The 24631-nt window shown below is 66.2% G+C and carries 21 protein-coding genes; 5 read left to right on the plus strand and 16 right to left on the minus strand.

Going from position 1 to position 24631, the window contains the following annotated elements:
* Positions 1 to 149 precede the first annotated feature (149 nt).
* Positions 150 to 305, plus strand: coding sequence for a hypothetical protein (locus BDW41_RS23490; RefSeq protein WP_199535251.1), 156 nt, complete (start codon positions 150 to 152; stop codon positions 303 to 305).
* A gap of 144 nt (positions 306 to 449) precedes the next feature.
* Here the strand turns inward: BDW41_RS23490 and BDW41_RS02570 are convergent, their stop codons facing one another.
* From BDW41_RS02570 to BDW41_RS02585, 4 genes are all read right to left on the minus strand, one after another.
* Positions 450 to 689 (minus strand): hypothetical protein, encoded by a 240-nt coding sequence (locus BDW41_RS02570; RefSeq protein WP_074547319.1) that lies wholly within the window; start codon positions 687 to 689, stop codon positions 450 to 452.
* Between the two features lie 347 nt (positions 690 to 1036).
* Positions 1037 to 2767, minus strand: coding sequence for a ubiquinone-dependent pyruvate dehydrogenase (gene poxB / locus BDW41_RS02575; protein ID WP_074547040.1), 1731 nt, complete (start codon positions 2765 to 2767; stop codon positions 1037 to 1039).
* 152 nt (positions 2768 to 2919) lie between these two features.
* Entirely contained in the window at positions 2920 to 5250 is a 2331-nt protein-coding gene (locus BDW41_RS02580) for an isoamylase (RefSeq protein WP_074547039.1), read from the minus strand.
* Between the two features lie 242 nt (positions 5251 to 5492).
* Positions 5493 to 6332, minus strand: a complete 840-nt coding sequence (locus BDW41_RS02585) for a plasmid replication/partition related protein (RefSeq protein WP_074547038.1) — start codon at positions 6330 to 6332, stop codon at positions 5493 to 5495.
* Positions 6333 to 6493: 161 nt separating this feature from the next.
* On the opposite strand from BDW41_RS02585, the gene BDW41_RS02590 reads away from it, so the two are divergent.
* From BDW41_RS02590 to BDW41_RS02600, 3 genes are all read left to right on the plus strand, one after another.
* Positions 6494 to 7429 carry a peptidylprolyl isomerase gene (locus tag BDW41_RS02590; RefSeq protein ID WP_074547037.1) on the plus strand — a complete coding sequence of 312 codons (936 nt, stop codon included), beginning with the start codon at positions 6494 to 6496 and terminating at the stop codon, positions 7427 to 7429.
* 347 nt (positions 7430 to 7776) lie between these two features.
* Positions 7777 to 9933, plus strand: a complete 2157-nt coding sequence (locus tag BDW41_RS02595) for an AsmA family protein (RefSeq protein WP_074547036.1) — start codon at positions 7777 to 7779, stop codon at positions 9931 to 9933.
* A 51-nt stretch (positions 9934 to 9984) separates the two neighbouring features.
* Positions 9985 to 10908: a DMT family transporter gene (locus tag BDW41_RS02600; protein WP_074547035.1), complete on the plus strand. Its 924-nt coding sequence runs from the start codon at positions 9985 to 9987 to the stop codon at positions 10906 to 10908.
* Positions 10909 to 10926: 18 nt separating this feature from the next.
* Here BDW41_RS02600 and BDW41_RS02605 read toward each other — a convergent pair whose 3' ends face one another.
* A complete protein-coding gene (locus BDW41_RS02605) occupies positions 10927 to 11823 on the minus strand; it encodes a LysR family transcriptional regulator (protein ID WP_074547034.1) in 897 nt (298 codons plus the stop codon).
* A gap of 171 nt (positions 11824 to 11994) precedes the next feature.
* On the opposite strand from BDW41_RS02605, the gene BDW41_RS02610 reads away from it, so the two are divergent.
* Positions 11995 to 12636, plus strand: coding sequence for an NAD(P)H-binding protein (locus tag BDW41_RS02610; protein ID WP_074547033.1), 642 nt, complete (start codon positions 11995 to 11997; stop codon positions 12634 to 12636).
* A 116-nt stretch (positions 12637 to 12752) separates the two neighbouring features.
* Here BDW41_RS02610 and BDW41_RS02615 read toward each other — a convergent pair whose 3' ends face one another.
* The 11 genes from BDW41_RS02615 to BDW41_RS02665 form a co-directional block, all read right to left on the minus strand.
* Positions 12753 to 13364: a cytochrome c gene (locus tag BDW41_RS02615; RefSeq protein WP_074547032.1), complete on the minus strand. Its 612-nt coding sequence runs from the start codon at positions 13362 to 13364 to the stop codon at positions 12753 to 12755.
* 11 nt (positions 13365 to 13375) lie between these two features.
* Positions 13376 to 14329, minus strand: a complete 954-nt coding sequence (locus BDW41_RS02620; RefSeq protein WP_074547031.1) for a copper resistance protein B — start codon at positions 14327 to 14329, stop codon at positions 13376 to 13378.
* Positions 14326 to 16056, minus strand: coding sequence for a copper resistance system multicopper oxidase (locus tag BDW41_RS02625; protein WP_074547030.1), 1731 nt, complete (start codon positions 16054 to 16056; stop codon positions 14326 to 14328). Before BDW41_RS02625 ends, BDW41_RS02620 begins: the two co-directional genes overlap by 4 nt.
* An 83-nt stretch (positions 16057 to 16139) precedes the next feature.
* Positions 16140 to 16496: a hypothetical protein gene (locus BDW41_RS02630; protein ID WP_074547029.1), complete on the minus strand. Its 357-nt coding sequence runs from the start codon at positions 16494 to 16496 to the stop codon at positions 16140 to 16142.
* 159 nt (positions 16497 to 16655) lie between these two features.
* Positions 16656 to 17159: a DUF3761 domain-containing protein gene (locus tag BDW41_RS02635; RefSeq protein WP_074547028.1), complete on the minus strand. Its 504-nt coding sequence runs from the start codon at positions 17157 to 17159 to the stop codon at positions 16656 to 16658.
* Positions 17160 to 17421: 262 nt separating this feature from the next.
* The gene (locus tag BDW41_RS02640; protein ID WP_074547027.1) at positions 17422 to 17823 is read right to left on the minus strand and encodes an RcnB family protein; all 402 of its coding nucleotides are present in this window, start codon (positions 17821 to 17823) and stop codon (positions 17422 to 17424) included.
* 252 nt (positions 17824 to 18075) lie between these two features.
* Entirely contained in the window at positions 18076 to 19584 is a 1509-nt protein-coding gene (locus BDW41_RS02645) for a chemotaxis protein CheW (protein WP_074547318.1), read from the minus strand.
* 14 nt (positions 19585 to 19598) lie between these two features.
* Positions 19599 to 20075: a chemotaxis protein CheD gene (locus BDW41_RS02650; protein ID WP_074547026.1), complete on the minus strand. Its 477-nt coding sequence runs from the start codon at positions 20073 to 20075 to the stop codon at positions 19599 to 19601.
* Entirely contained in the window at positions 20068 to 20901 is an 834-nt protein-coding gene (locus BDW41_RS02655) for a protein-glutamate O-methyltransferase CheR (protein ID WP_074547025.1), read from the minus strand. The genes BDW41_RS02650 and BDW41_RS02655 overlap by 8 nt, the downstream gene beginning before the upstream one ends.
* Before the next feature lie 10 nt (positions 20902 to 20911).
* Positions 20912 to 22609 (minus strand): methyl-accepting chemotaxis protein, encoded by a 1698-nt coding sequence (locus BDW41_RS02660; protein WP_110301514.1) that lies wholly within the window; start codon positions 22607 to 22609, stop codon positions 20912 to 20914.
* A gap of 366 nt (positions 22610 to 22975) precedes the next feature.
* Entirely contained in the window at positions 22976 to 24604 is a 1629-nt protein-coding gene (locus tag BDW41_RS02665; protein WP_074547023.1) for an alpha/beta hydrolase-fold protein, read from the minus strand.
* Positions 24605 to 24631 lie beyond the last annotated feature (27 nt).

A 24631-nucleotide genomic window follows, 5' to 3' on the forward strand; every position in this document is an offset into this window, starting at 1 on the left:
CCGGACACCGTCCGCGGACACATGCCACAGCCTTTGAGGAGGCCGTAAAAAGGGCTTGGTGGCGCGGTTTTCCAAGGGTTATCGAGGTTGGCACGGGGCTTGCCATCTATCCAGTGAAAGCCACTCAACCCTGTTCAAGGAGAACGATCATGAAATTCGAGAACCTGATGCTGCACAGCCTGTTCGCCGCCTGCCTGCTGGTTTGCGTGCTGACCCTGGGCGCCATGATCAGCGCGCCGGTCGCCAGCCCGGCCGCCGTGGCCAGCGCCGCCCCTGCGGCCACCGTGGTTCAGCCCGCCGGCTGAGGACATCGCCGTGCATCCGATGCTGCACTACCGGACAACGATCCGTGCGGGCACCACTGCGGCACGCGAAAGCGCCCCGGGAACGACCGGGGCGCGATAAGCGCAAGGACATGCGCGTGGAAATGCGAGCCACGGAGACGGCAGTCAGCGCGGCTCCGACACCAGCCGGCTCAATGCGGTGAGTCCATGGCGCTCCATGGCGCCGTACACCTGCTCCCACCACCAGCGGCGGTCGGCTTGCTCGATCGATGACGTGGGCACGTGCACGAGATGCTCGAAGGCCACCCAGAGCTCTTCCTCGGGCGCATCGATGGCAGCGAGCCGGAGCAGCTCGGTGTCCAGCTCCGCGAACTTCGCCGCCAGTTGTTCTCGGGAGTAACGCACGCGCATGGGTCCGCTACCTGGGTCTTCAACCGTTGCACCGAAGCCTTTCTATTTCATTTCGCGCCCGCGCGATGCACGAATCTGGCAGATGATCCGCGGAGCCGCTCCGCTGACGCCCGGCGAAGGGAAGCATTCAGCCTGCGGCCGCCTTTTCACGGACGTTGCCCGTTATTGCGCGCCAACCCGCGGCCCGCTTGACGTCGGCTTCACCTCGGAGCGCCCCAAACGCTGCTCTTTGAGCGTCGCTGCATAAGCCTGCGCCTCCCTTCGCAGGCATGCATTCGATGGGCAGCGTTGGCCGTCGTTCATCGGGCATGGCCCGCGAATTCACCCTGCATCGCCACGCATCAACGGAACAGATTGGTTTTCGCCAGCTCGATCAACTCATCGCCGCGCCCGTTGATCACCGTGCGCAAGGCCCAAAGGCCAAAGCCCTTCGCCTGCTCCAGCTTGATGCTGGGCGGCAAGGCGAGCTCCTGTGTGTTGGTGACCACGTCGAGCAAGGCGGGACCATCGTGCGCAAGGATGTCCTTCACCGCCGCGGCGAGATCGCCGGGATCTTCCACGCGTATCGCGTGCACGCCGGCCGCGCGCGCCACCGCGGCGAAATCGGGATTCACCAGCGACGTGCCTGTTTCCAGGTAACCGCCCGCCTTCATCTCCAGCGCCACGAAACCCAGCGTGTGGTTGTTGAACACCACTACTTTCACCGGCAGCTTGTGCTGCACCAGGGTGAGGAAATCGCCCATCAGCATGGTGAAGCCGCCATCACCCGACAGGCTGATCACCTGCCGCCCCGGATACGCCGCCTGCGCGCCGATGGCCTGCGGCATGGCGTTGGCCATCGAGCCATGCACCAGCGAACCGATCAGGCGCCGGCGCCCGTTCATTTGCAGATAGCGCGCCGCCCAGATCGACGGCGTGCCCACGTCGAAGGTGAACACCGCATCGTCCGCGGCCGCGTCGCTGATGAGCTTGGCGAGGTATTGCGGGTGGATGGGCTTGCGTCCCGGCTGGCCGGTGGCCAGTTCGTCGAGCCCTTCGCGTGCCTTGCGGTAATGCGCGAGGCATGCGTCCAGGTAAGCCCGATCCGTGCGGGATTTGAGCTTGGGCAACAGCGCCTCGATGGTGGCGGACACGTCGCCCACCAGGCCCAGATCGAGCCGCGCGCGGCGGCCCAGGTTCTCCGCACGCACATCGACCTGCGCGATCTTCGCCTCGGTGGGATAGAACTGGCGATAAGGGAAATCGGTGCCCAGCATCAGCAACGTGTCGCAGTTCAGCATGGCGTGATAGCCGGAGCTGAAGCCGATCAAGCCGGTCATGCCGACGTCGTATGGGTTGTCGTACTCCACGTATTCCTTGCCGCCGAACGCATGCACGATGGGCGCTTTCAGCGTTTCCGCGAGCTTCAGCAGATTGTCGTGCGCGCCGGCGCATCCGCGGCCGCACAGCAAGGTGACCTTGCCGCTGCCGTTGAGCAGCTGCGCCAGCGCGTCGACGTCCGCCTCGGCCGGCTGCACCACCGGTTGACGGATCGCCAGGGACGCACCCGCCGAGGGTTTCGCATTCAACTCGCGCAGCGCGACATCGCCCGGAATGATCACCACCGCCACGCCACGCATCCCCACCGCCGCGCGGATGGCGCTTTCCAGCACACCCGGCAACTGCTCCGGGCTGGATACCAGTTCGCAGTAGTGGCTGCATTCGCGGAACAGCGACTCCGGATGCGTTTCCTGGAAGTAGCCGCGCCCGATCTCCGCGCTGGGGATGTGCGCCGCGATGGCCAGCACCGGCACGCGCGAGCGGTGGCAGTCGAACAGTCCGTTGATGAGGTGCAGATTGCCGGGCCCGCAGCTGCCCGCGCACACGGCCAGTTCGCCGGTGAGGTGCGCTTCCGCGCCAGCCGCGAAGGCGGCCGCTTCCTCGTGCCGCACGTGGATCCAGTCGATGTCGCCGCGACGCCGCAGCGAGTCGGTGATGCCGTTGAGGCTGTCGCCCACCACGCCGTAGATGCGCCGCACGCCGGCCACGTGCAGCGTTTCGGTCACCACATCGGCCACTTTCGTATTCGCCATAATCCGGATCCTTGCAGGAGGAAAACGAACCGCCATGCGTGGCGGATCGTCCGAGTATGGTCACGCGATCGTGACAACAACGTCAGCCGGGCGGATCTCAAAAGGGCTGCCCGGCATTACCCGATCGGGTAATGCCCGGCCTTTCGCGATGATTACTTGGAGATCAGCAACAGCAGGGATTGGCCGCACTGCCCATACGTGGTGCCGGCGCCGCCGATCAGGGCTTCGCTGCCCGGCGCCACGAAGGTATTGGCGCCATCGTTCCAGTTGCAGGTGTCGGTGACGCGATACCACTGCGTGCCCGAGGGCGGCGCCGGCAGCGTGAAGGTCACGCTGCCCGACCAGCCGTTGTAGGCGACGTACATGGAATTGCCGTCACCCAGCGACGGTCCGTTGATGGTGTAGGCAATCGCGTAGTTGCTGGTGTTGTTCCAGTAACTGCTGTCCGCCACCGCGCCGCTGGGCTGATACCACACCAACTGGCTGCCGCTGTACCAGCCGGACGGACGCAGCGCGGGATGCGCCTTGCGGAAGGCGATCAGGCGCTGCGCGAAGGTGTGGAAGTTCGACTGGTCGGTGGTCCAGCTGTAGTTGAGCCAGTTGGCGCTGGAGTCGAGGTTGTACGCATTGTTGTTGCACTGGAGCGTGCGCAGGTATTCGTCGCCGCCCTGCATCAGCGGCGTGCCGGCCGACAACATCTCGAAGGCCATGCCGGTGCGCGCGGCGCGGCGCTGGTCGGCGGCCGTGCCGGTGCCGGCCGACATGCCCTGGTCCCAGCTGTAGTTGGTGCTGGTGCCGCCGTCCGATGGGCCATAAGGCCATGCCTGGTTGTTGTTCGCGCCGTTGCAGGAATAGACGTCCTTCAGGGTCATGCCGTCGTGCACGTCGATGAAGTTCACCGAATTCCACGGCGAGCGTCCGCTGGCCTGGAACAGGTTGGACGAGCCGGAGAAGTCGTTGGCGTCCTGGGTGATGTGGATGGTCATGTTGCCCAGCTCGTTCTGCGCCTGGCGCAGGCTGTCGCGGAACAGGCCATTCCATTCCGACCACCCCTGCGGGAAACCGCCAAGCTGATACGAATTGCCGCCGATGGCCCAGGGCTCCGCGAACAGATCCAGGCCGCTGCCGCCCGCCGCGGGCCGCACGGTGAATTCGCGCAGGATGCGGTTGATCGCCACGTTGGAATCGGCCGCGTCGAAGTTGTAGCCGCCATTGGGGCAGTTCGGCGCGGACGACGTGTAGGCTCCGTTGAGGCAGCTGTTGCCCAGCACGGAGGCCAGGTCGAAGCGGAAGCCATCCACGCCCATCGTGTTCGCCCAGTACGCCAGCGAGTCCACGATCAGGTTCTGCGCCACCGTGTTGTACGTGTTGAAGTTCGCGCCGGTGCCAGTGTTGTCGTAGAAGTATTGGTTGCCCGAGGTCAGCTCGTAGTACGTGGCGTTGTCCAGGCCGCGCCACGAGTAGATGGTGGCCGTGGTCGGATCATTGCTGGTCCAGGTGCCGCCTTCGGCCGTGTGGTTGTAGACCACGTCCATGTAGACCTTGATGCCGGCGTTGTGGAACGCCTGCACCATGGCCTGGAATTCCGCCGTCGGCCCGCCCGGCGCCTTGTTGTACGCATAGCGGCGATCCGGCGAGAAGTAGTTCTCGGTCATGTAGCCCCAATAGTTCTGGTTGGCATCCGAGTTGGGCACCACGTCGTTCGCGTCGTTCTGCGTTTCCTGCACCGGCAGGAATTCCACCGCGGTCACGCCGAGGCTGGCGAGGTAGCTGGCCTTCAGGCCCGCGCCGTAATAGGTGCCGCGATACTGCGCGGGAATCGAGGTGTCCTGCTCGGTGAAGCCGCGCACGTGTACCTCGTAGATCACATCGTCCTTCTGCGCGCGCGTAGGCTTGGTGCCGGTGCTCTGCGTGCTCGGCGCCAGCACCACGCCCTTGGGCGCGTAGATGCCGCTGTCGGTGGTGCGGTAGCTGGCGCCGGAAGCGAACACGTTGCCGTTCTGGTTGGACGGGTTCTGCGGATCCTGGCTCACTTCCTGCGCATACGGATCGAGCAGCAGCTTGTTGGGATTGAAGCGGTTGCCGCTGGCGTCCACGTCGGAGACGAAACCGGCCTGCGAGCCCTTGCCCCAGCTGCTGCTGTAGGGCCAGTTGGGTCCCCACGCACGATAGCCGTAGTACACCGCCCCGGTGATGCCCGCGCCCTGGATGGACGACACCGGCACCGTCACCGCCCACACGCCGCTGCCCGCGGGGCTGAGCGCATAGGTCGCGGATTCCTGCACGCCGTAGCCCGCGGAATACAGGTACAGCACGATGCGCGTGGCCGTGGACGAGTAGACGCGGAAGGTGATGCTGGTCTGCTGCGCGTTGTAGCTCGCGCCCAGGCTCATGCTGTTGATGGCCGCATGCGCCGGCGATACGGGCACGCTGGCGAGCACCGCGCAGCCGAGCAGCGCGGCGAGGATCTTCGGGCACTTCATGGGTCAGCCTCCATCCTGTTTCGTGGACGATCAGGTCGAACAGCATCGACGCCATGGGGCGAATCCGTGCCGCGGCTGGCGGGCAAGCGAACAGCACTGTCGTTCACGATTGCAGGCAGGTCGCGCGCACTCCCCTCGCGCAACCGCCTCCTGGGCGGCAGTGCGACGCATCGTAGAAAGCATCGCAATGCAGCAACCAGTCATTGCATACGTATTCATTGCGGATCGCGTCCGCAAACGCCTCACGCGGCGGTGGAGCGCTCCCAGCGCGCGAGCTGCTCACGCAGCGCTTCGTTGTCGGCCTTCAGCTCCGCGACTTCGGCGGTGAGTTCGGCCACGCGGCGGCGCAAGGTCGGCAGGTCGTCCTCGCCCGCCTCCGGCTCTTTCTTCGGCTTGCGCTTGGCCTCGCGTACACGCTTGGCGGCCTGCTTGAGCTCGTCCTCGCCGGCGATGGCCGCGGCACGCTGCTCTTCCTCCGGCAGCGTGGCCACCGCCGCCGCCGCGTTGATCGACAGCACGCCGGACTTTACCGCCGCCACCACTTCGGGCGCGGCCTGCTTCTGGATCTTCTCGATCATCACCACCTGGCTGTTGCTCAGGCGGGCTTCGCGCGCAAGCGCCTGCCGGCTCGGCAAGGGCTCGGCCTTGGGCGGCGCCACGGCAGGCGCATCGACCGCTTCCGGCGCAGGAACATCGGCCGCCGTTTCCGCTGCCGGAGCCGGCGTGGTTTCCTCCGGCACAGGCTTCGCCCGCGCGCGGCGTTCCGCCAGGATCTCGCGCTTGCGCAGAGCCAGCACGCCGCGCTGGAAGTCGGAGACGCTGCGGCGCCCCAGGTGCTGCTCGATCATCCACAGGTGCACGTCTTCCATGGACTGGAAGCGCGTGTTCTGCACCGTGTTGAACGGCAGGTTGTGTTTCTGGCAGATGCCGTAACGGTTATGGCCGTCCACCAGCACATTGCCCCACAGCACCAGCGAATCGCGGCAGCCTTCGGCAAGCAGGCTGCGCTCCAGCGCCTCGTATTCGTCGGGAGTGAGCGGATCGATGTAAGCCTTGAGTTCTTCGTTGACGACGATGTCCATGGAATCGGGCAAGCACGGCAAAGAGGCGGCATTGTAGAGAACCCGCGCCGCGGTTTCGCGGCTTGCAATGAGCGCCCGAACGTGCGCAGCCCCGCCCTTCGGCAGGGGCGTCCATGCGCCCGCTCTGCTACCTTGCAGGCTTTACGACCTGGGGAGGTTCCATGCTGCTGCGCCATTGCCTTGCCGTTGCGCTCATCGCCGTGCTGTCCGCCACCGCGGCCGCCGACGAAGCGAAACCCGCACACACGCCCTCGCCCAAGGAGCTGCTGGCCAGGTCGCAGCCGCAGGAATGGCGCGTGCCCGATCCGCAGAACCTGTTGGTGATGCAGTTGCCGCAGGGCCGCGTGCTGATCGAACTGGCGCCCGACTACGCGCCGCTGCATGTGGCCAATATCCGCACCATGGCGCATGAGCATTACTACGACGGGCTGGTCATCGAGCGCGTGCAGGACAATTTCGTCACCCAGTGGGGCGATGCCGCCAACGAGGATGACAGCCATACCAGCAAGCTCAAGCCGCTGGGTTCGGCCAAGGACCGCCTGCCGCCGGAATACACGCGCCCGTACGACGCGAAACTGCCCTTCACTGTGTTGAAGGACGGCGATTTCTATGCGCCGGAAGTGGGCTTCTCCGAAGGCTTCCCCGCCGCGCGCGACAAGGCCGGCCAGCAGCAATGGCTCACGCATTGCTACGGCATGGTGGGCGTGGGCCGCGACATCGATCCGCAAACCGGCAGCGGCAGCGAGCTCTACGCCGTGATCGGCCAGGCCCCGCGCGCGCTGGACCGCAATATCGCCGTGGTGGGCCGCGTGCTGCAGGGCATGGAATATCTCTCGGGCCTGCCGCGCGGCACCGGTCCACTGGGTTTCTACGAGAAGCCCGAGCAACGCATCACGATCCGTTCCGTCACCTTGGCGTCCGACCTGCCGGCCGGCGAGCGCCCGAAGGTCGAAGTGCTGCGTACCGACAGCGCCACCTTCAACGCCCTGGTGGAAGCCAAGCGCAACCGCCTCGACGATTTCTACCGCATCCCCGCGGGCAAGGTGGACGTGTGCAGCGTGAATATCCCGGTGCGGGATGCGAAGCCCGCGCATTGAGCGTTGGTTCTTGCCATAAGAGCCTGTTCGACGTCTCAGGCGAGCGCCCGATGTCCTCACCGTCATTCCGGCGCAGGCCGGAATCCAGTAGCAGAAATAAACGGCTATCGCGTGGCGTCAAAGCATGAGTCTTTGGCAAAAACCACGCCGTGACGCTGCTGGATTCCGGCCTGCGCCGGAATGACGGTGATGGTGGGCGCTCGCGCGAGATCTTGAACGGGCTCTAAGGCCTATGCGCGCAACTGGTGCGTATATCGTGAACGGGCTCTGAGCCCTACACTGAACGAAGACACACTCTTCACCGGTCGGGCCGGCAGGATGCCTGTGTCTCCATGAGGGAGCGGGGCATGCCGCGGGTCTGGAAAATCGTGTCGTGGGTGGTCGGCGTCTGCCTGGCGCTGATCGTCGTGCTGTTGATCGTCATCGCCACGTTCGACTGGAATCGCCTCAAGCCCACCATCAACGCCCGCGTCAGCGAAACCCTTGGACGTCCATTCGCCATCAACGGCGACCTCAGCGTGCACTGGCAGCGCGAGCGGCGCGCCGGCGGCGTGGACAGCTGGGTGCCGTGGCCGGAGTTCGTCGCGCAGGACATCCGCATCGGCAATCCCGACTGGGCCAGCCAGCCGTTGTTCGCACGGCTGGATGCGCTGCGTTTCCGCATTTCGCCGCTGCCGCTGATCGCGCATCGCGTGGAAATACCGGTGCTCTACCTGTCGCAGCCCACCATCGACCTGGAACGCAACAAGCAGGGCCAGGCCAACTGGGATTTCACCCTGCCCGACAACGGCACGCCGTCGGCATGGAAGCTCGACCTGCACGCCATCGGCTTCGACCGCGGCCACATCGCGCTCAGCGACGCCATCAGCAAGAGCGAGCTGCAGGTGACGGTGGAACTGCTACAGCACGCCATTCCCTATGGCGACATCGTGGCCCAGCAATCCACCGACGCGCGCGAGCAGGCCCGACGCACCGTGGGCGCGGCGGCAAAGACCGCGCTCGCCAAGGACGCGGACAAGGATGGCAACGAGCCCAGCCATACCGATGCTGCGTACCAGTTCGCCTGGCAGGCGGTGGGCAAGTACCAGGGTGCGAATGTCGATGGCAATGGCAAGACCGGCGGCGTGCTGGCGCTGCAGCAGTCCGACCAGCCGTTCCCGCTGCAGGCCGACGTGCACGTGGGCGACACCCATATCGCCCTGGTCGGCACGCTCACCGATCCCTTGCACCTGGCCGCGCTCGACATTCGCCTGTGGTTCGCCGGCACCAGCATGGCCAAGCTCTATCCGCTGATCGGCGTGACCCTGCCCGACACGCCGCCCTACGCCACCGAAGGCCACCTGCGGGCCAGCCTGAAGCGTGGCGCCAGCCATTTCTCGTACGACCGTTTTCGCGGCCGCGTGGGCGGCAGCGATCTCTCCGGTGACCTGGCCTTCGATACCGGCGGCGCGCGGCCCAAGCTTTCGGGCAACGTGTCTTCGCAATTGCTGCGCTTCGCCGATCTCGCTCCCTTGATTGGCGCGGACTCCAACGCGCAGAAGCAGCAGCGCGGCGATGCCACGCCGCAGCCTGCCGACAAGGTGTTGCCGGTCGAACCGTTTCGCACCGACCGCTGGCGCGCGATGGATGCCGACGTGACCTTCAAGGCGGCGCGCATCCTGCGCGAAGCGCAGCTGCCCATCAACGCGCTGTCGACGCACGTGATCATGGACAACGGCGTGCTCACGCTGGAACCGCTCGACTTCGATCTTGCCGGCGGCACCGTGGCCAGCAACCTGCACCTGGACGGCAGCACCACGCCAATGAAGGGCACCATCCGGCTGAAGGCGCGCCACCTCAAGCTCAAGGAACTGTTTCCCACCTTCGAGCCGATGCGCACCAGCTTCGGCGAGATCAACGGCGACGCGGCGCTTGACGCGCGCGGCAACTCCGTGAGCGAACTGATGGGCACCTCCACCGGCGAGCTGAAGCTGCTGATGAACGATGGCGCGATCAGCAAGACCTTGCTGGAGACGGCCGGGCTCAACGTGGCCAACGTGGTGATCGCCAAGCTGTTCGGCGACAAGACGGTGAAGATCAACTGCGCCGCGTCCGACCTGTCGGCCACGAACGGGCTCTACGAAACCCGGCTGTTCGTGTTCGACACGGAGGACGCCACCATCCGCGTGAACGGCAACATCAATTTCGCCAACGAGAAAGTCGATCTGGACGTGCGCCCGCAATCGAAAGGCCTGCGCATCCTCTCGCTGCGCTCGCCGCTCTACGTGAAGGGCACGCTCAAGAACCCGGACGTCGGCGTGCAGCCAGGGCCGCTGATCCTGCGCGGCGGCGGCGCGGTGGCGCTGGGCGTGTTCGCCGCACCAGTCGCCGCGCTGCTGCCGCTGGTCGCGGCGAGCCGGGGCGCGCCGGACAATACCTGCGCCACCGTGCTGGAGCAGATGCGCGGCTCATCGCAGGCACGGCCCGCGCCGCCACCCGCGAAAACCAAGGCCGCCGCGCACTGATGCAACGCGTGGACGATAGAATGTCGGGCCATTCCCTCCCGACGTCCACGCATGCAACCGGCAACCAAGGCCCGCTGGCAGATCCATTTCTGCGTCCTGCTATGGGGTTTCACCGCCATCCTGGGCAAGCTGATCACCCTGCCCGCGCTGCAGCTGGTGTGGTGGCGTACCCTGCTGGTGTCCGGCGCGCTGCTGCTGAGCCCGAAGGTGTGGCGCGGGCTGAAAGCCATGCCGGCGCGACTGCGCTGGGGCTATGCGGGCATCGGCGTGCTGGTGTCGCTGCATTGGCTGACCTTCTACGCGGCCATCAAGCTTGCCAATGCCTCGGTCGGCGCCACCTGCATCGCGCTTGGCCCGGTGTTCCTGTCGCTGGTGGAACCCTGGATCGCCGGCCGCAGGTTCGATCCGCGCGAGCTTTTGATCGGCGTGGCGGTGGTGCCCGGCGTGGCCATGGTGGTCGGTGGCGTGCCGATGGACATGCGCATGGGCATCGTCGTGGGCACGGCGTCCGCCTTGCTGGTCGCCTTGTTCGGCGCGTTCAACAAGCGCCTGGTGGAACACGGCGACCCGCTGACCGTGACCTGCATCGAACTGGGCACCGGCACGCTGTTCCTGACCCTGCTGGCGCCGCTGCTGCCTGGCCCCGCTTTTATGCTGCCGAGCGTGCACGACGCCCTCCTGCTGCTGGTGCTGTCGTTCGGCTGCACGCTGCTGCCTTTCGCGCTGGCGCTGGTGGCGCTGCGCCATATGAGCGCCTTCGGCACGCAGATGGTGACCAACCTGGAACCGGTCTACGCCATCGTGCTGGCCATTCTGCTGCTGGGCGAGCAGCGCCAGCTGGACGGTTGGTTCTACGCGGGCGTGGCGGTGATCCTCGCTGCCGTCTTCATCCATCCGCTGCTCACGCGCAAGCAGACGCCGCCCTCCCAGCCCGAACTGCTGGGCACCGCGGAAAGCCACGGTGTGATTGAGTAAGCGACTGCTACCGGATGATCAGCGCGCCGCCGCGAGCGTGGCGCGCATATGGTCGATGAAGGCGCGCACCTTGGCCGGCGGCTGGCGTCCCGGATACACCGCGTAGATGCCGCAGTCCGGCAGGCTGTATTGCGCCATCAGCACGACGAGGCGCCCTTCGCGGATGTCGTCCGTCACGAGGTAATCCGGCAGCACGCTGACGCCCGCGCCATGGCGCACCAGCGCGTGCGTCGCGGTGACGTTGTTCGCCTGCGCCACCGGCCGCATGCGCACGGTGCGGCGCGAGCCGTCCGGCGCGGTGAACGTCCAGCGCAAGGGCGTCGCCAGCAAGGCCAGCGCTATCCAGTCGTGCGAGGCCAGGTCGGTGATCTGGCGCGGTTCGCCGCGTCGCGCAAGGTAGGTGGGCGACGCCACCATGAGCTGGCGGAAGCTGCTCAGCCGTGCCGAACGCAGGTTGGAATCGCGCAGCCAGCCCATGCGGATGGCCATGTCGAAGCGCTCGGCGATCAGGTCGCTCATGTGGTCGGTGAGCACCAGATCCGCCTGCATGTCCGGATGCGTGCGCAGGAATTCCGCCAGGGCCGGCGCCACGGCGGCCGGGCCGTAATCGGTGGTGGCGGTGAGGCGCAGGGTGCCGCTGGGTTTCTCCTGGCCGCGTCCCACCTGCTCGATGGCGTCCTCCGCGTCGGCGAGAATGCGCACGCACGCCGCATGGAAAGTCGTGCCCGCCTCGGTCAACGTCATGCGGCGCGTGCTGCGCGAGAGCAGGCTCACGCCCAGTTCGCTTTCCAGGCGTGCAATGTGCTGGCTCACCATGGCCTTGGTCATGCCCAGCACTTCGGCGGCCGCGGTGAAGGAGCCCGCGCGCACCAGCGCCACGAACACGGACAGGCGGTTGAGATTGACGTCGGCCATGGGCATTCCTCACTGTCAATCCAAACTTTACAGTGAATTCCCTTTTGATGCGTTTATCCGCCCCTGCCGCAGGCGCATGATGGCGTCCGTTCCCGGTGCTGGCGGATCTTTCACGGACCACGCGTCATGGTTCGCCGCACTCCCCTCATCCCCTGCTGGAGAGCAATACCCATGAAGATCGCCCTGTTCGGTGCGACCGGCCACGTTGGCCACGCCATCCTCGACGAAGCCCTGGCACGCGGTGCCGACATCACCGCCATCGTGCGCGACCCGTCGCGACTGGTGAGCCCGGACCCGCGCGTGAAGGTGGTCACCGGCGACATCGCCAAGCCGGAAACGTGGACGGACGCCGTGCGCGGCGCGGAGGTGGTCATCGTCAGCATCTCGGCGCGCCGCGACGGCTCGAACGATGCCATCCCGGCCCAGGCCGCCGCCGTGCTCGACAACCTGTCCAAGGCCGGCGTGAAGCGCCTGGTATGGGTGGGCGGCGCCGGCTCGCTGGAAACGGCGCCGGGCGTGCGCGTGGTGGACGATCCGAACTTCCCGGAAGCCTGGAAGGCCGAGGCGCTGGGCCAGGCCAAGGCGCTGGACGTGTTCCGTCAGCACAAGAGCGACGTGGAGTGGACCTACATCAGCCCGGCCGCACTACTTGAAGATGGCCCGCGCACCGGCAAGTACCGCGTCGGCGGCGACCAATTGCTGGTGGACGCGCACGGCAAGAGCCACATCAGCGTGGCCGACTACGCCGCGGCCCTGCTGGATCGCGTCGAGAAGAACGATGCGCGCAGGCAGCGCATTACGGTGGCGTACTGATTGATCGACTAGTGCGGATGGCGACGGGCTGTCCGCATTCTCCCTCACCGTCATTCCGGCGAAAGCCGGAATCACGGTGAGGGAACGTTCAATCACGAGGGAGAGTGAACCATCCCTCAGTGTTCGTGCTCGTGATCATGCGCGCCAGCGTCAGCATCGGCATGGTCATGATCGGCATCCGAACCCTCGCCGTGATGATGCGCATGCCCGCCGTGACCATCATCCGCTGCCCTGCCCGCCATCGCTTCGAACGTCGCCTGATCCATCTTCGGCAACTGCCGCACGAAGGCCACCATGTCCCAGATGGCCGCGTCGTCATGGCTGCGTCCCCAGGCCGGCATGGCGGTGAGTTTCACGCCGTGCTTGATCACCCAGAACGCTTCGGCCGGATCATGCACGCCATGCGTCGACAGATCCGGCGGCTGCGGATAAAGGCCCTCGCGCAGCTCCGTGCCGTGCAGCCCCGGCGCAAGATGGCAGGATGTGCACATCTCCGCATAGTGCTCCGCGCCGCGGCGGATGCGCTGCGGGTCGTCCAGGTCAGGCACGGTGGTGCCATCCGCATGGCGCTCGATGGAGCGCTCGCGCAGCACATCGATGACACGCTCGGTCAAGGCCCAGTGCGGGCGATCCGCGCCGATGTCATAACTTCCCGACAGCACAAACGCAGCCAGGGCCGCGCCCGCCAGCACGAGTACAAGCAAAACGATAGCTATGGTCTTCTTCATGGCATTCCCCTTCAGAGCCAGATTCGCACGCCGGCCACCCACGCCGTTTCGCGCGCGTGCACTTGCGGCACGCCGGGCATGCCGTTGAAACCGCCAAAGCGGCGCGTCCAGTCCACGCCGATGTAAGGCGCAAACTTGCGGCTGAACTCGTAGCGCAGGCGCATGCCCGCCTCCACGTTCGACAGGCCGGAGGAAATGCCGCGTCGTGGATCGTCCTTGCCGTAGAAGTTCAGCTCCACCTGCGGCGTCAGGATCAGGCGCTGCGTGAAACGCATGTCGTAGCTGGTCTCCAGCCGCAGCGCGGTGCGGCCTTCCTCGCCGGCATAGAGCGTCGCCTGCGTGTCGAACCAGTACGGCGCCAGCCCTTCCACGCCCATCGCCAGCCACTGGCGGTCGGGGCCTTGTCCGAAGTCGTGGCGCGCGCCGAGCTGCCAGTCCCAAAAGCTCGCGAAGGCATGACTCCACAACGCCTCCACGCGACCATCCTGCGTGCCGCCGCTGTCACGTTCGCCTTCGGTCTTCAGCCACAGGCGATCGATGGCGTTGCCGTACCAGCCTTCCGCTTCCCAACGAGTCGCATAGTCGCCGGAGGTACTGCGGCTGCGTTCCAGGCGATCGAGCGCGAACATGCCCAGCGGGGCGTTGTCGTCCATCTGCATCATCGCGTTCATCTGCGATGGCGTCATGGCGTGTGGCATGGATTGCGGCGGCGAAGGCGGCACGTGGTCATTGGGAGGCAGGGCCGGTGTCGTCGTCTTATCCATGTAATGCCCGCTCATGTCGTGGCCGGCGTGGTCCATGCCGGCGTGCTGTGCATCGTCCTTTGCGGGCACGGCGTTGTGATGATCGTGCGCGGATGGCATCGCCATGCCGGGCATGTCCTGCATGTCCATGTTCTGCGCAAACGCAGCGAGCGGAAGCACGCCGAGGCAGGCGAATATCCAGAGCGAAAGCGAACGGCTCATGCCACCACCACCTCGCGGAACATGCCCGCCTCCATGTGATAGAGCAGATGGCAGTGGTAGGCCCAGCGGCCCAGCGCGTCGGCGCTCACGCGATAGGCCAGCTGCTGCGCCGGCTGCACCATCACGGTGTGCTTGCGTGCCTGAAAGGAACCGTCCGGCGCTTCCAGTTCGCTCCACATGCCATGCAGGTGGATGGGATGCGTCATCATCGTTTCGTTCACCAGCACGATGCGCACGTGTTCGCCGTGGCGCAGGCGCAGCGGCTCGGCGCCCGAGTAGCGCTTGCCGTCGAACGACCAGAGGTAGCGCTCCATGTTGCCGGTGAGCCGCAAAGTGAGCTCACGATCCACGTTCGGCGAAATGGGGGCATCGACCGCATGCAGGTGGGCGTAGGTGAGCACGCGGCGGCCGTTGTCGCGCAGGCCCACGCCGGGATCGTCGAGGTTGGTGCGCGGCGTGGGCACGCGCATGTCCACCTCGGGACCGGTGCTCAAGGGCGCCGACATGTCGTGATGCGCCATCGGCATGGCCATGCCCGGCATCGCCATCGTGTCCATGCCGGCCATGTCGTGGCCCATCGCGGCGTGGTCCATCGTGCCCATCATGTCGCCCATGCTGAGGATGGGGCGGCGATCCAGCACCGGCACATCCGCCACCATGCCGGCGCGTGGCGCCAGCGTGGCGCGTGCGTAGCCGGTGCGGTCCATGCTTTGCGCGAAGATGGTCCACGCGCGATCCGCCGACGGCTGCACGATCACGTCATAGGTTTCGGCCGTGCCGATGCGGAACTCGTCCACGGTCACCGGCTCGATGGCCTGGCCGTCCGCCGCAACCACGGTCATCCTGAGGCCGGGAATGCGCACGTCGAAGAAGGTCATCGACGAACCGTTGATGAAGCGCAGGCGGATCTTCTCGCCCGCATCGAACAGGCCCGTCCAGTTGCCGGCGGGCGTGCAGCCGTTCACCAGGTAGGTATAGGCCAGCGCGGAAACATCCGCCAGGTCGGTGGGATCCATGCGCATCTGGTTCCACATGCGCCGATCGGCCAGTGCCTTGGCAACGCCTTCGCTGCCGGCATCGCGCATGAAATCGCCGACGGTGCGCTTGCCGACGTTGTAGTAGCCGCTCTGCTTCTTCAGGTTGGCGTAGATGGTTTCCGGATCGAGATCGGTCCAGTCGTTGAGCATCACCACATAGTCGCGATCCGCCGGATGGCGCTCGCCCTCGCGTGGCTCGATCACGATGGGACCGTACAGGCCGGTCTGTTCCTGGAAGCGCGAATGGCTGTGGTACCAGTAGGTGCCCGACTGGTTCACGGTGAAGCGGTAGGTGTACTCGCCGCCGGCCGGAATGCCGTCGAAACTCAGGCCCGGCACGCCATCCATGTCCGCCGGCAGCACAATGCCGTGCCAATGGATGGAACTGGCCACGGCGAGGCGATTGCGCACGCGCAAGGTCACCGTGTCGCCCTGTCGCCAGCGCAGCAGCGGCGCCGGCAGCTGGCCGTTCACCACCGTCGCGACACGCCGACGCCCGGTGAAATCGACGGGCAGCTCGCCAATCTCTAGATCGAAGTGCTGCCCACGCAGTTCGGCGCGCGGCGCAGCCGACTGCGCCAGCGCATTGCCGCGCCACAACCCCAAGCCCGCGGCCACGCCGCCCAGCACCAGTCCCTGTACGAAACGCCGACGCGGCAGCTGAAAGCCGCGTGGTTCCTGCTTGTTCATTGCCTTGACTCCGCTACGCGCGCCCGCGACGCAGGCGCATCGAATCAGCCGGCGCGTGCCGGCCTGTTGCCATCAACGGAGAGTCAGGCGACCGGAGGCCGCAAAGGCGGTTCGTAGGCAGGCTGCGGCGCGTTTTCCCGGCGCGCCTGCACCTGCGCGCCATCGGCTTGCACGTGCAACACATGCGGCACCATCGACGCAGGCACGCTGGCCGGCGCATGGGCACAGCAGCTGTCCGCGCTGAGCGGCGAGCCATGCGTCGCGCCGTGATCCGGCACGGCATGCTGCATGGCCATCATGCCCATCGCATCCGCGGGAGGGCAGCATTCGTCATGCCGCGGCATCGACCACGCCACGCTGGACAGCGCCATCCACGCGCACAGCGCCAGCACCATGAAGGTGCGGCAGCGGCGCAGGCGGTGGAACAGGCGGTGGGTCATGGGGCCGGAGCATAGTCGCGCGATGCACGGGGCTCAACTCTGGACGAGGCTCCATGCGGCCTGGGAAACGGTGCGCGGCGTTGCAGTGGTCGGACGAACGCGGCGCGCGCAAAAAAAGGGCCCGCAAACGCGGGCCCTTCTCGACGCTTCATCGCAGGCTTACTGCGTACAGGCCTTGCCGTGATCGGCGTGATAGCCCTTGGCCTTGGCGTCGGCTTCGCTCATGTACGAGCCCGCCTTGGTCTTGCCGTACCACTTGTCGCCCTGGCAGTGATAGACCTTGCTGCTGTCGTTCACCCACACCATGCCCGGACCGCCACCCGGCGCGGCATTGGCCGGCGGCTGCGGACCCTTGCTGCTCGCCGCGCTCTTGCTGGCCGGTGCCGGTGCCGGAGCGGCGGCCGGTGCGGCCGCAGGTGCCGCAGCGGGAGCTGCCGGGGCTGCTGCAGCGGGTGCCGCTGCCGCGGCGGTGCTCGGCGCGGAGTACCACTCCTTGACGCCCTGATGGCCCGAGCAGGCGCCCTTCTTGGTGGCGTGGTTGGTGTAGCTGCCGTCCTTGCACTGCCCGGTCGATCCGGCGGGCGCCGCGGACTGCTGCGCATAGACGGCCGGTCCGGCCAGAAGACCCGCGAGCAAGACTGCCATCAGACCATATGACTTCATCTTCGATCCTCCCTAACGAATTCGCCTGCCCCATGGGAAACCTATCCCGCGCGGCGGAACGTGTCCCCCTGCCTCGTCAGCCGCAACCACGGCATCGCCGTGGCTGCGTGACGTCCTTACAAGCGCGCAAGCGCCCGTGTGAACACTATGCGCCAGACGCGTGACGCTTCATCACGCTGCCGCAACCGGCGTTCATCTGGCGTGATGCCATTTCGCAAATTCATGCGGAACCGGCCGCGCGGCGCGCACGGCCATTGGCTTTTTAGTGATTGATCACCAGGTCGGCGATCACGCCCGTGGCGACGGCGACCAGCAGGAAATCGCCGGTATCGCTGCGGATCCACACGTGATCCGGCGGCGGCGGCGCAAGGTGATAGGCGTGGTAGTCCACGTAGTAGCGGCGGTCGTGGTAGTACTCCTCCGGCACGCGTCCGCCGCGGTGGTACCAGCCCTCGTGGTTGCCGCGATCGTGCACGATCACATAGTCGTGGTGATCGCGATCGGGCCCGTGATCCCGGTCATGGTCGTGGTCGCGGTCATGCCCATGATCGTGGTGATCCTGGTCGTGCTGATCGTGATGGTCGTCGTACTGAAAAGGTGCGGCCGACACGCTGGTGGAAACCATCACGGCGCCTAGCATCAGTGCGAACAATGTCTTCTTCATGGGACTCTCCAGGTAACGCCGCGGGCTCGGGCGCGCCCCTCGGCGCACTTCTCCACGGCGGCGCCATGATGTGATTCGCAACGATGCACGATGGGTGAATCCGCTCGCAAAAACGATGCAGCCACGCAACGCAAGTTCATGCGTTGAGGCGTCGTTTGGGTTGCCTGTCGCACGCCTGTGGCACGCGAAGAAGAAAAGCCATCCATGGCCCCCTGCTCCATATGCGTGACGGCTGCCGCCGAATCGCCTTGCTCAATGCACGCGGGCGCCCAGGCGCTCCTTCAGTGGCGCCGCATCGAGCAGCAGCAACGTGCGCTGGTCGGGCAGCTCGACCACTTCTCGCATGTCATTGCGCAGCGTCGGGTCGATCTGGTTGCGCAGCACGCCGGGTACGCCAAGCTTGTCCGCGGCGTCGATGGTCACGATGTTCTCGATGGCGTCCACGACCAGGCCGAACTTGTCCTCGCCGTTCTCCACCACCAGCACCTTGGCCGCCTGCATGTCCGCATAGCTCTTCATGCCGTAGAGCGCGCGCATGTCGATGATGGTGACCAGCTTGCGGCGAAGGTTGAGGATGCCGCGCACGTAATCCGGCGCGCCTGGCGGCTGCATCATCTCGGCCGGGAAGTCGATCACTTCGCGCAACTGGTCGATGCGCATGCCCATCAGCTGGTCCAGGCGGAACGTCACATAGGTTTCGCGCACGGCGCCGCGGCGCTTGCCCTGGTCGCGCTCCGAGGCCGACTCCAGCGCGTACAGCGCACGATGGCCTTGGGTGATGTCGGCCACGGTGGCATCGCTCAGCAAGGCCGCCTCGTCGATCAGCAGGATGTCGGGCGCATCAGGCCGGCTGATGCATCCGGTGAACAGCTGCGGCTGCTCCGCATGGAAGGACGGCACCGCGAGCAGTTCCTCGTCGCGGTAGCCGACGATGCTTTCGACGTCGTCCACCAGCAGGCCGAAGTCCATGTCCTTCTGGCGGAGCACCACAATGCGTCGCGGATCGTCGAAGTCGCCCGGCGCCACCGCGCTGGCCGCGGCGGCCGGCAGTCCGAGGAAGCGCGCGAAGTCGACCACCGGCACGGTGTTGCCACGCAGGTTGAGCATGCCCAGGCACAGCTCGCTGGCGAGCACGGAGGTGAGCAGTTCTGGCACGCGGATGATCTCGTGGATGGCGCCCATCGGCAGCGCCAGTCGCGCATCGAGCACGCGGAAGGACACGCCCTGCCGACGCTGTCCCTGCGCCGCGCGCTGGCGCATGGGTTCGGAAGCAGGCGCATCGCCGCGCGGCATCGGCATGTCCGGCAGCCGTTGCAGCGCATCCATGCTGAGGATCTGCAGGATGCGCTGGCCGCCGTCCAGCTTGAGCGCGCCGCCGATCATCGACGGTGCGCCTTCGCCCTCGCCGAACATCACCCTCTGCTCGCCGGGCACGCGCAGGATCTCGCCGGTGGTATCGAACAGCAGCCCCAGGCGCCCCTGGCGACATTCCACGATAGCGATCTTGGCGCCGGCGCGCGTGCCCCGCTCGGGCAGGCCCAACAGTTGACCTAGATGGATGATGGGAATCAGCCGGCCGCGAAGATTGAACAGGCCGAGCAGGTAGGTCGGCGCCAGCGGCACCTGCGTGACCACCGAAGGGTAGTTCACCACCTCCTGCACGGCCGCCACCGGAAGTACCAGTTCGGTGTCGCCCAGGTGGAAGGATCCGAACATCTCGGCGGCATCACGCCGGGCGGACGAAGCGATCGATGGTTCCATGCGCATGCTCCGATTCACGTCGTGCGGCCAATCGTCTTGACCGCGAACTGGTGTTGCGCGCAATCGATCACGAGCTGGCGACCGCTGTCGCCGCCCACGTCGACATGCACGACCCTTATCCTGGTTTCGGCGAGCAGGCGCTGCGCCATGCGCGCGTTCTGCTCGCCGATCAGGCCGTGCCGCGGCATGCTCGCGTGCTGCACCATGCATGCGCCGCCGGCCACCACGGCTTCCACTTCCTCGTGCTGCCGGCGCTCCAGCTCCATCATCGCCAGCAGTGAAGGCATGGCGCCGGTCACGTACTTGGCACCCTGCTCCGGCGGCCCGTGCGGCGACTCCGGCAGCAGGCAATGCGCCATGCCGTACACGCCGCGGCGGCGCCACAGCAAGCCGATGCCCACGCAGGAGCCGAGGATGGCGCGCAGCACGTCGTTGCCGCGGCCGATCCGCACCTCGCACATGCGCACCTGGATGTCCTGCCCATCAGGCATGCGCACGCTCTCCGCGACGGTAGATCAGCGGCTGCTCGAACTCGAAGCCCACGTTGAGCCGCGTCAGCGATTCCGATTCGCCGATGACGAGCACGCCGCCCGGCGCCATCGCGCGGTGCACGTTCTCCAACACGCTGCACTGCCCTTCCTCGTCGAAGTAGATGAGGACGTTGCGCAGCAAGGCGATGTCGAAACGGGCCGCGCCATCCAGCCGCCTGTGCAGATGGTGTTCACGGAACAGCACGTGCGCCCGCAGGGACGGCGACGCCAGGTAGCCCTCGCCGCTGGGCTGGAAATACTTGGCGGCCAGCTCCGGATGCGTGCGCCGCAGGCCTTCGATGCTCTTGCCCTGGTAATGCCCGGCCTTGCCCGTGGCCAGCACGTGGCTGGCGATGTCGGTGGCCAGGATCTGATACTTGAACGCCGGATGATGCTCGCGAAACTCCTCGCACAGCATGGCCATGGAGTACGCCTCCTCACCGGTGGAGGCCGCCGCCGACCACAGCTGCAAGGTGGCGCCGCGATGCTGCCGGAACCATTCCGGCAGCAGTTGCTGCCGGAAGTGATCCCAGATGCGTGGCGTACGGAAGAACGAGGTCTCGTTGGTGGTCACCAGGTTGATGAAGGCGCCCACTTCCTCCGGCTGCGCGTCCAACACCGCGAGGTAGTCACGGTAGCGGCTGAGCTCCAGCGCCTGCAGGCGGCGTCGCAGGCGCCCCTGCAGCAGGGTCCATTTCCTGTCCGCCATGTGGATGCCGGTATGGCGGCGCACCTTGTCCAGCAGGGCGCGCTGCACGCCCACATCGATCTCGCTCTCGATCTCCATGGCTCGATCCTCAGACCACGAAGCGCTGGACCATGCGGTTCAGTTCATCGGCACCCTGCGTGAGCGAGGTGGTGGAACGCGCGATGGTGTCGCACGCCGCGGCCGATTTCTCGGTTTCCTCGGCCACCTGCTGGATCGCCGTGCTGACTTCGCGTGCGGCCACCAGTTGCTCGTCCGCGCCGCAAGAGATCTCGGAGATGGCCTGCGTGGTGCGGCCCACGCCGGCGACGATCTTCTCGAAGGCTTCGCCGGCCTGCTTGGAAATCTCGCTGCCCTGCGTCACGCGCTTCACCGATTCGTTGATGAGCTTGGAGATCTCCTTAGTAGCCTGCGAGGAGCGCTCCGCCAGCTTGCGCACCTCATCGGCAACCACCGAGAAGCCCAGGCCATGTTCGCCGGCGCGCGCCGCCTCGATGGCGGCATTGAACGCCAGCAGGTTGGTCTGGCTGGCGATCTCGCCGATCACCTTGATGATCTCGCTGATGTCTTCGGACGACTTGTTGATCAGCTCCATCGCCTCGATGGAACGGGCGATGGCCTTGGCGCCGCGCTCGGCTTCCTGGTGCGTGTCCTTGGCGAGCTGGTCGGCGCTGCGCGAGTTGGTGGCGATGGAGTTGATCGAGGCGGTGAGCTCCTCGATCGAGGCGTTCATTTCTTCCACGGTGGCGCCCAGCAGCTGCGCGCCGCTCGCCACCGTGCTGGCGCGGCCGGCGATGTCCTGCGAGCTGCCGGAGAAGCCGCTGGCCGAATCGACGACCTTGCCGATCACGCCGCGCAGGTCGCTCATCATCTGCTGGATGCCGTCGGCGAGCTGGTCGATGGGGTCGCTGCCTTCCACGCGCACCTCGCCGGTAAGGTCGCCCTCCGCCGCCTTGCGCACGGTGCGGAGCAGCGCCTCGACCTTGCGCTGGTCCTCGGCGGCGCGCAGTTTCACGCTCTCTTCCAGCTCCACCTGCACGGTGACGTCGGTGGCGAATTTCACCACCTTGTTCAGCCGGCCGTTGCCGTCGTAGATCGGGTTGTAGGAGGCCTGGATCCAGATCACGCGGCCGCCCTTGCCCAGCCGCTTGTAGCGCCCCGCATCGAACTCGCCGCGATTGAGCTTGGCCCAGAACTCCGCATAGGCGGCGCTGGCCGTGTAGCCCTCTTCGCAGAACATGCGGTGATGGCGGCCCTTGATCTCGTCCAGTTCGTAGCCCATCGCCTTGAGGAAGTTGTCGTTGGCGTTGAGCACGTGGCCGTCCAGATCGAACTCGATCATGGCCTGCGCCTTGTCGATGGCGTTGACCATGCCTTCGAACTCGGCCTTCTGCTGGCGGGAGGCGGTGACGTCGGTGGCGAACTTCACCACCTTGTAGGGCTTGCCGCTCTCGTCGAACACCGGGTTGTACGAGGCGTTGATCCACACTTCGCGGCCGTCGCCGGCGATGCGCTTGTATTCGCCGCGATCGAGCACGCCCTTGCCCAGCTTCTCCCAGAATTTCTTGTATTCCGCGCTGGCCGCATACGCCGGCTCGCAGAAGATGCGGTGGTGCTGGCCACGGATGTCTTCCAGCGTGTAGCCGAGCGCATCGAGGAAATTGTCGTTGGCGTGAAGGATCTTCCCTTTAAGGTCGAACTCGATCACGGCCTGAACCTTGTTGAGCGCTTCGTTGACCGCACGCAGCTCGTGCGGCTCAAGCTGGATATCCGGTGTCTCTTTACCCATGGCCCCTCTCCATCGTTGGCAAGAACGCAGACAAAACACTTCCGGCGGAAGCGATGCGGGAGAGGCATCGGATGCGTTGCTCCAACGACACAAAGGCACGCGACGGCGCTCCCAGCATCCCGCTGGGCCGCAGCCGGCAAACCGTTGTGCGTCCTCCCCTTCGCTGTGGGATATCGGCGCGGGAGAGATCGCCTTGAGGGGAGTATTTGCGCGGAAAATCCGGGGCTTTTGTGAGTTTCGTGAGATTCCGACGTGGATCGATTCAGGTGGCCGGCGCTCGATCCATTGACGGCCGAAAAATGTGATGTGCTTCGCAAAAAGGGGCCTCGCGAGCGAAGCCCCTTACGGATGGCCTATGACTTAAGGCTAGGGTGCCGCGGCGCGCTTCAGCGTCGATTGCGGGCGCGCCACCGCGTACATCTCCCACGCGATCTTCTTGAGCAAGGCGGTGCGATCGTTGCCGACCGCATACAGGTCGAAATGGGTCTTGTCGGGCAGGAAGCGGATGTCCGAACGCGCGTGCAGTCCGTCCAGCGCATCCTTCAGGCGATGCGCGGCACCGTCGAGGTAGAAGGTGTCGGCCGTGCCGACGATCAGGTGGATCTTGCCGTCCAGGTCCGGCGCAAGCGCGGGCCAGTTGTCCTGCAGGCGGTGGGCGATGTCGTAGTGGTCGCGCCAATAGGCGACGACGCTTGCGTCCACGTCGCCGGTATCGCGGTCGAACATGGGCAGCGGACGGCCGTCCTTGCCGCGCGGCGAAAACACCCACTCGAACGACGCCAGCTGTCCGCCGTAGCTGCCCAGCACGCGTTCCAGCTGAGCGAACTGCTGGAAGGTGGCCAGCACCTTGCCCTTGTCGCGCACCAGCGGATAGGCCGAACCGTCCGCCTTGCGGTACACGTTGGCGTGCGGCGCGTACAGGTCGACGCCGGTGAAGTCATGGAAATCGCTGGGATCGGGCGACGTGGACCAGGTGCCGCCGAATACCTTGGGATAGCGCGTCTGCAGCCACAGCGTCGCCCAGCCGCCGGAGGAATGGCCATTGAGGAAGCGGCCGGACACGCGCGCATCCATGCGATAGCTCGATTCCAGGTGCGGGATCAGCTCCTCGGTGAGCGCTTGTCCCCACGGGCCATTGTTCACCGAGTCGGCGAACTCGTGCGTGCCGGTGGGCGAGGATTCGTCCAGGTACACCCAGATCATCGGCGGCATGTCGCCCTTGGACATCGCCAGCCAGGTGCCGGTGATACCGCTGGGAAAATGATTCAGCCCACCGCCAAAGCCGTGCGTGACGTAGACGACCGGATAGGTGTCGCCAGCCTTGGCGTCATAGCCCGGCGGCAGCAGCACGAAACCGCGCATGTGGATGGGCCTGCCCCAGAACGCGGTGAGCGCGGGGCTGGTGAAGTCGATGTCCTCCACATGCTTGCGCGCCTCGGCCGCGCCATCGCGGATGGCCTGCGGCGCCGAAGGCGGCAGCGTCCACGAGGCCTCTTTCGGCAATACGCTTTGCAGCGTCAAGGTGGATGCCGAAGCGCTCGGCCAGTGCAGCTTGACCACGTTGCTGACGATGTCGCCCGCGCCGCGGCCGGTGTAGTTGTAGCTGTGGTCGGCATCGAGCACGGCCTGCACGTAGTAGTCGCCGGCCGGCAGCTGCGTGACGGGTTGCGGATAGCTCATCGCATCGGCGTGAACGTCCACGCCCTGCCCTGGCGCGAGATGGCCCACTTCCTTGCCGATCACCGTGACCTTGGACGGATCGAGGATGTCGGTGTCGACCTCGGTGACCTTGCCGTCCTTGGTGCCGGCCTCGGCGTCCTTCGCGCTTTCCACGAAGATCAGCAGTCGGCCCGAGGCCGCATCCGTGCCCGGCGCACCGAGGTCGACGTGCAAGTCCCGCGAGGCCGAAGCGGCGGGATGGTCGACCGGCGAGCAGCCGGCGGCGGCAAGCCCCAGGCACAGCAGCGTGGAAAGCGTCAGGCGATGCGACGGCATGTTGGACTCCCTATGGTGTTCCCCTTG

The sequence above is a fragment of the Dyella sp. AtDHG13 genome (assembly GCF_003201105.1).
In the GTDB taxonomy this organism is placed as follows: domain Bacteria; phylum Pseudomonadota; class Gammaproteobacteria; order Xanthomonadales; family Rhodanobacteraceae; genus Dyella; species Dyella jiangningensis_B.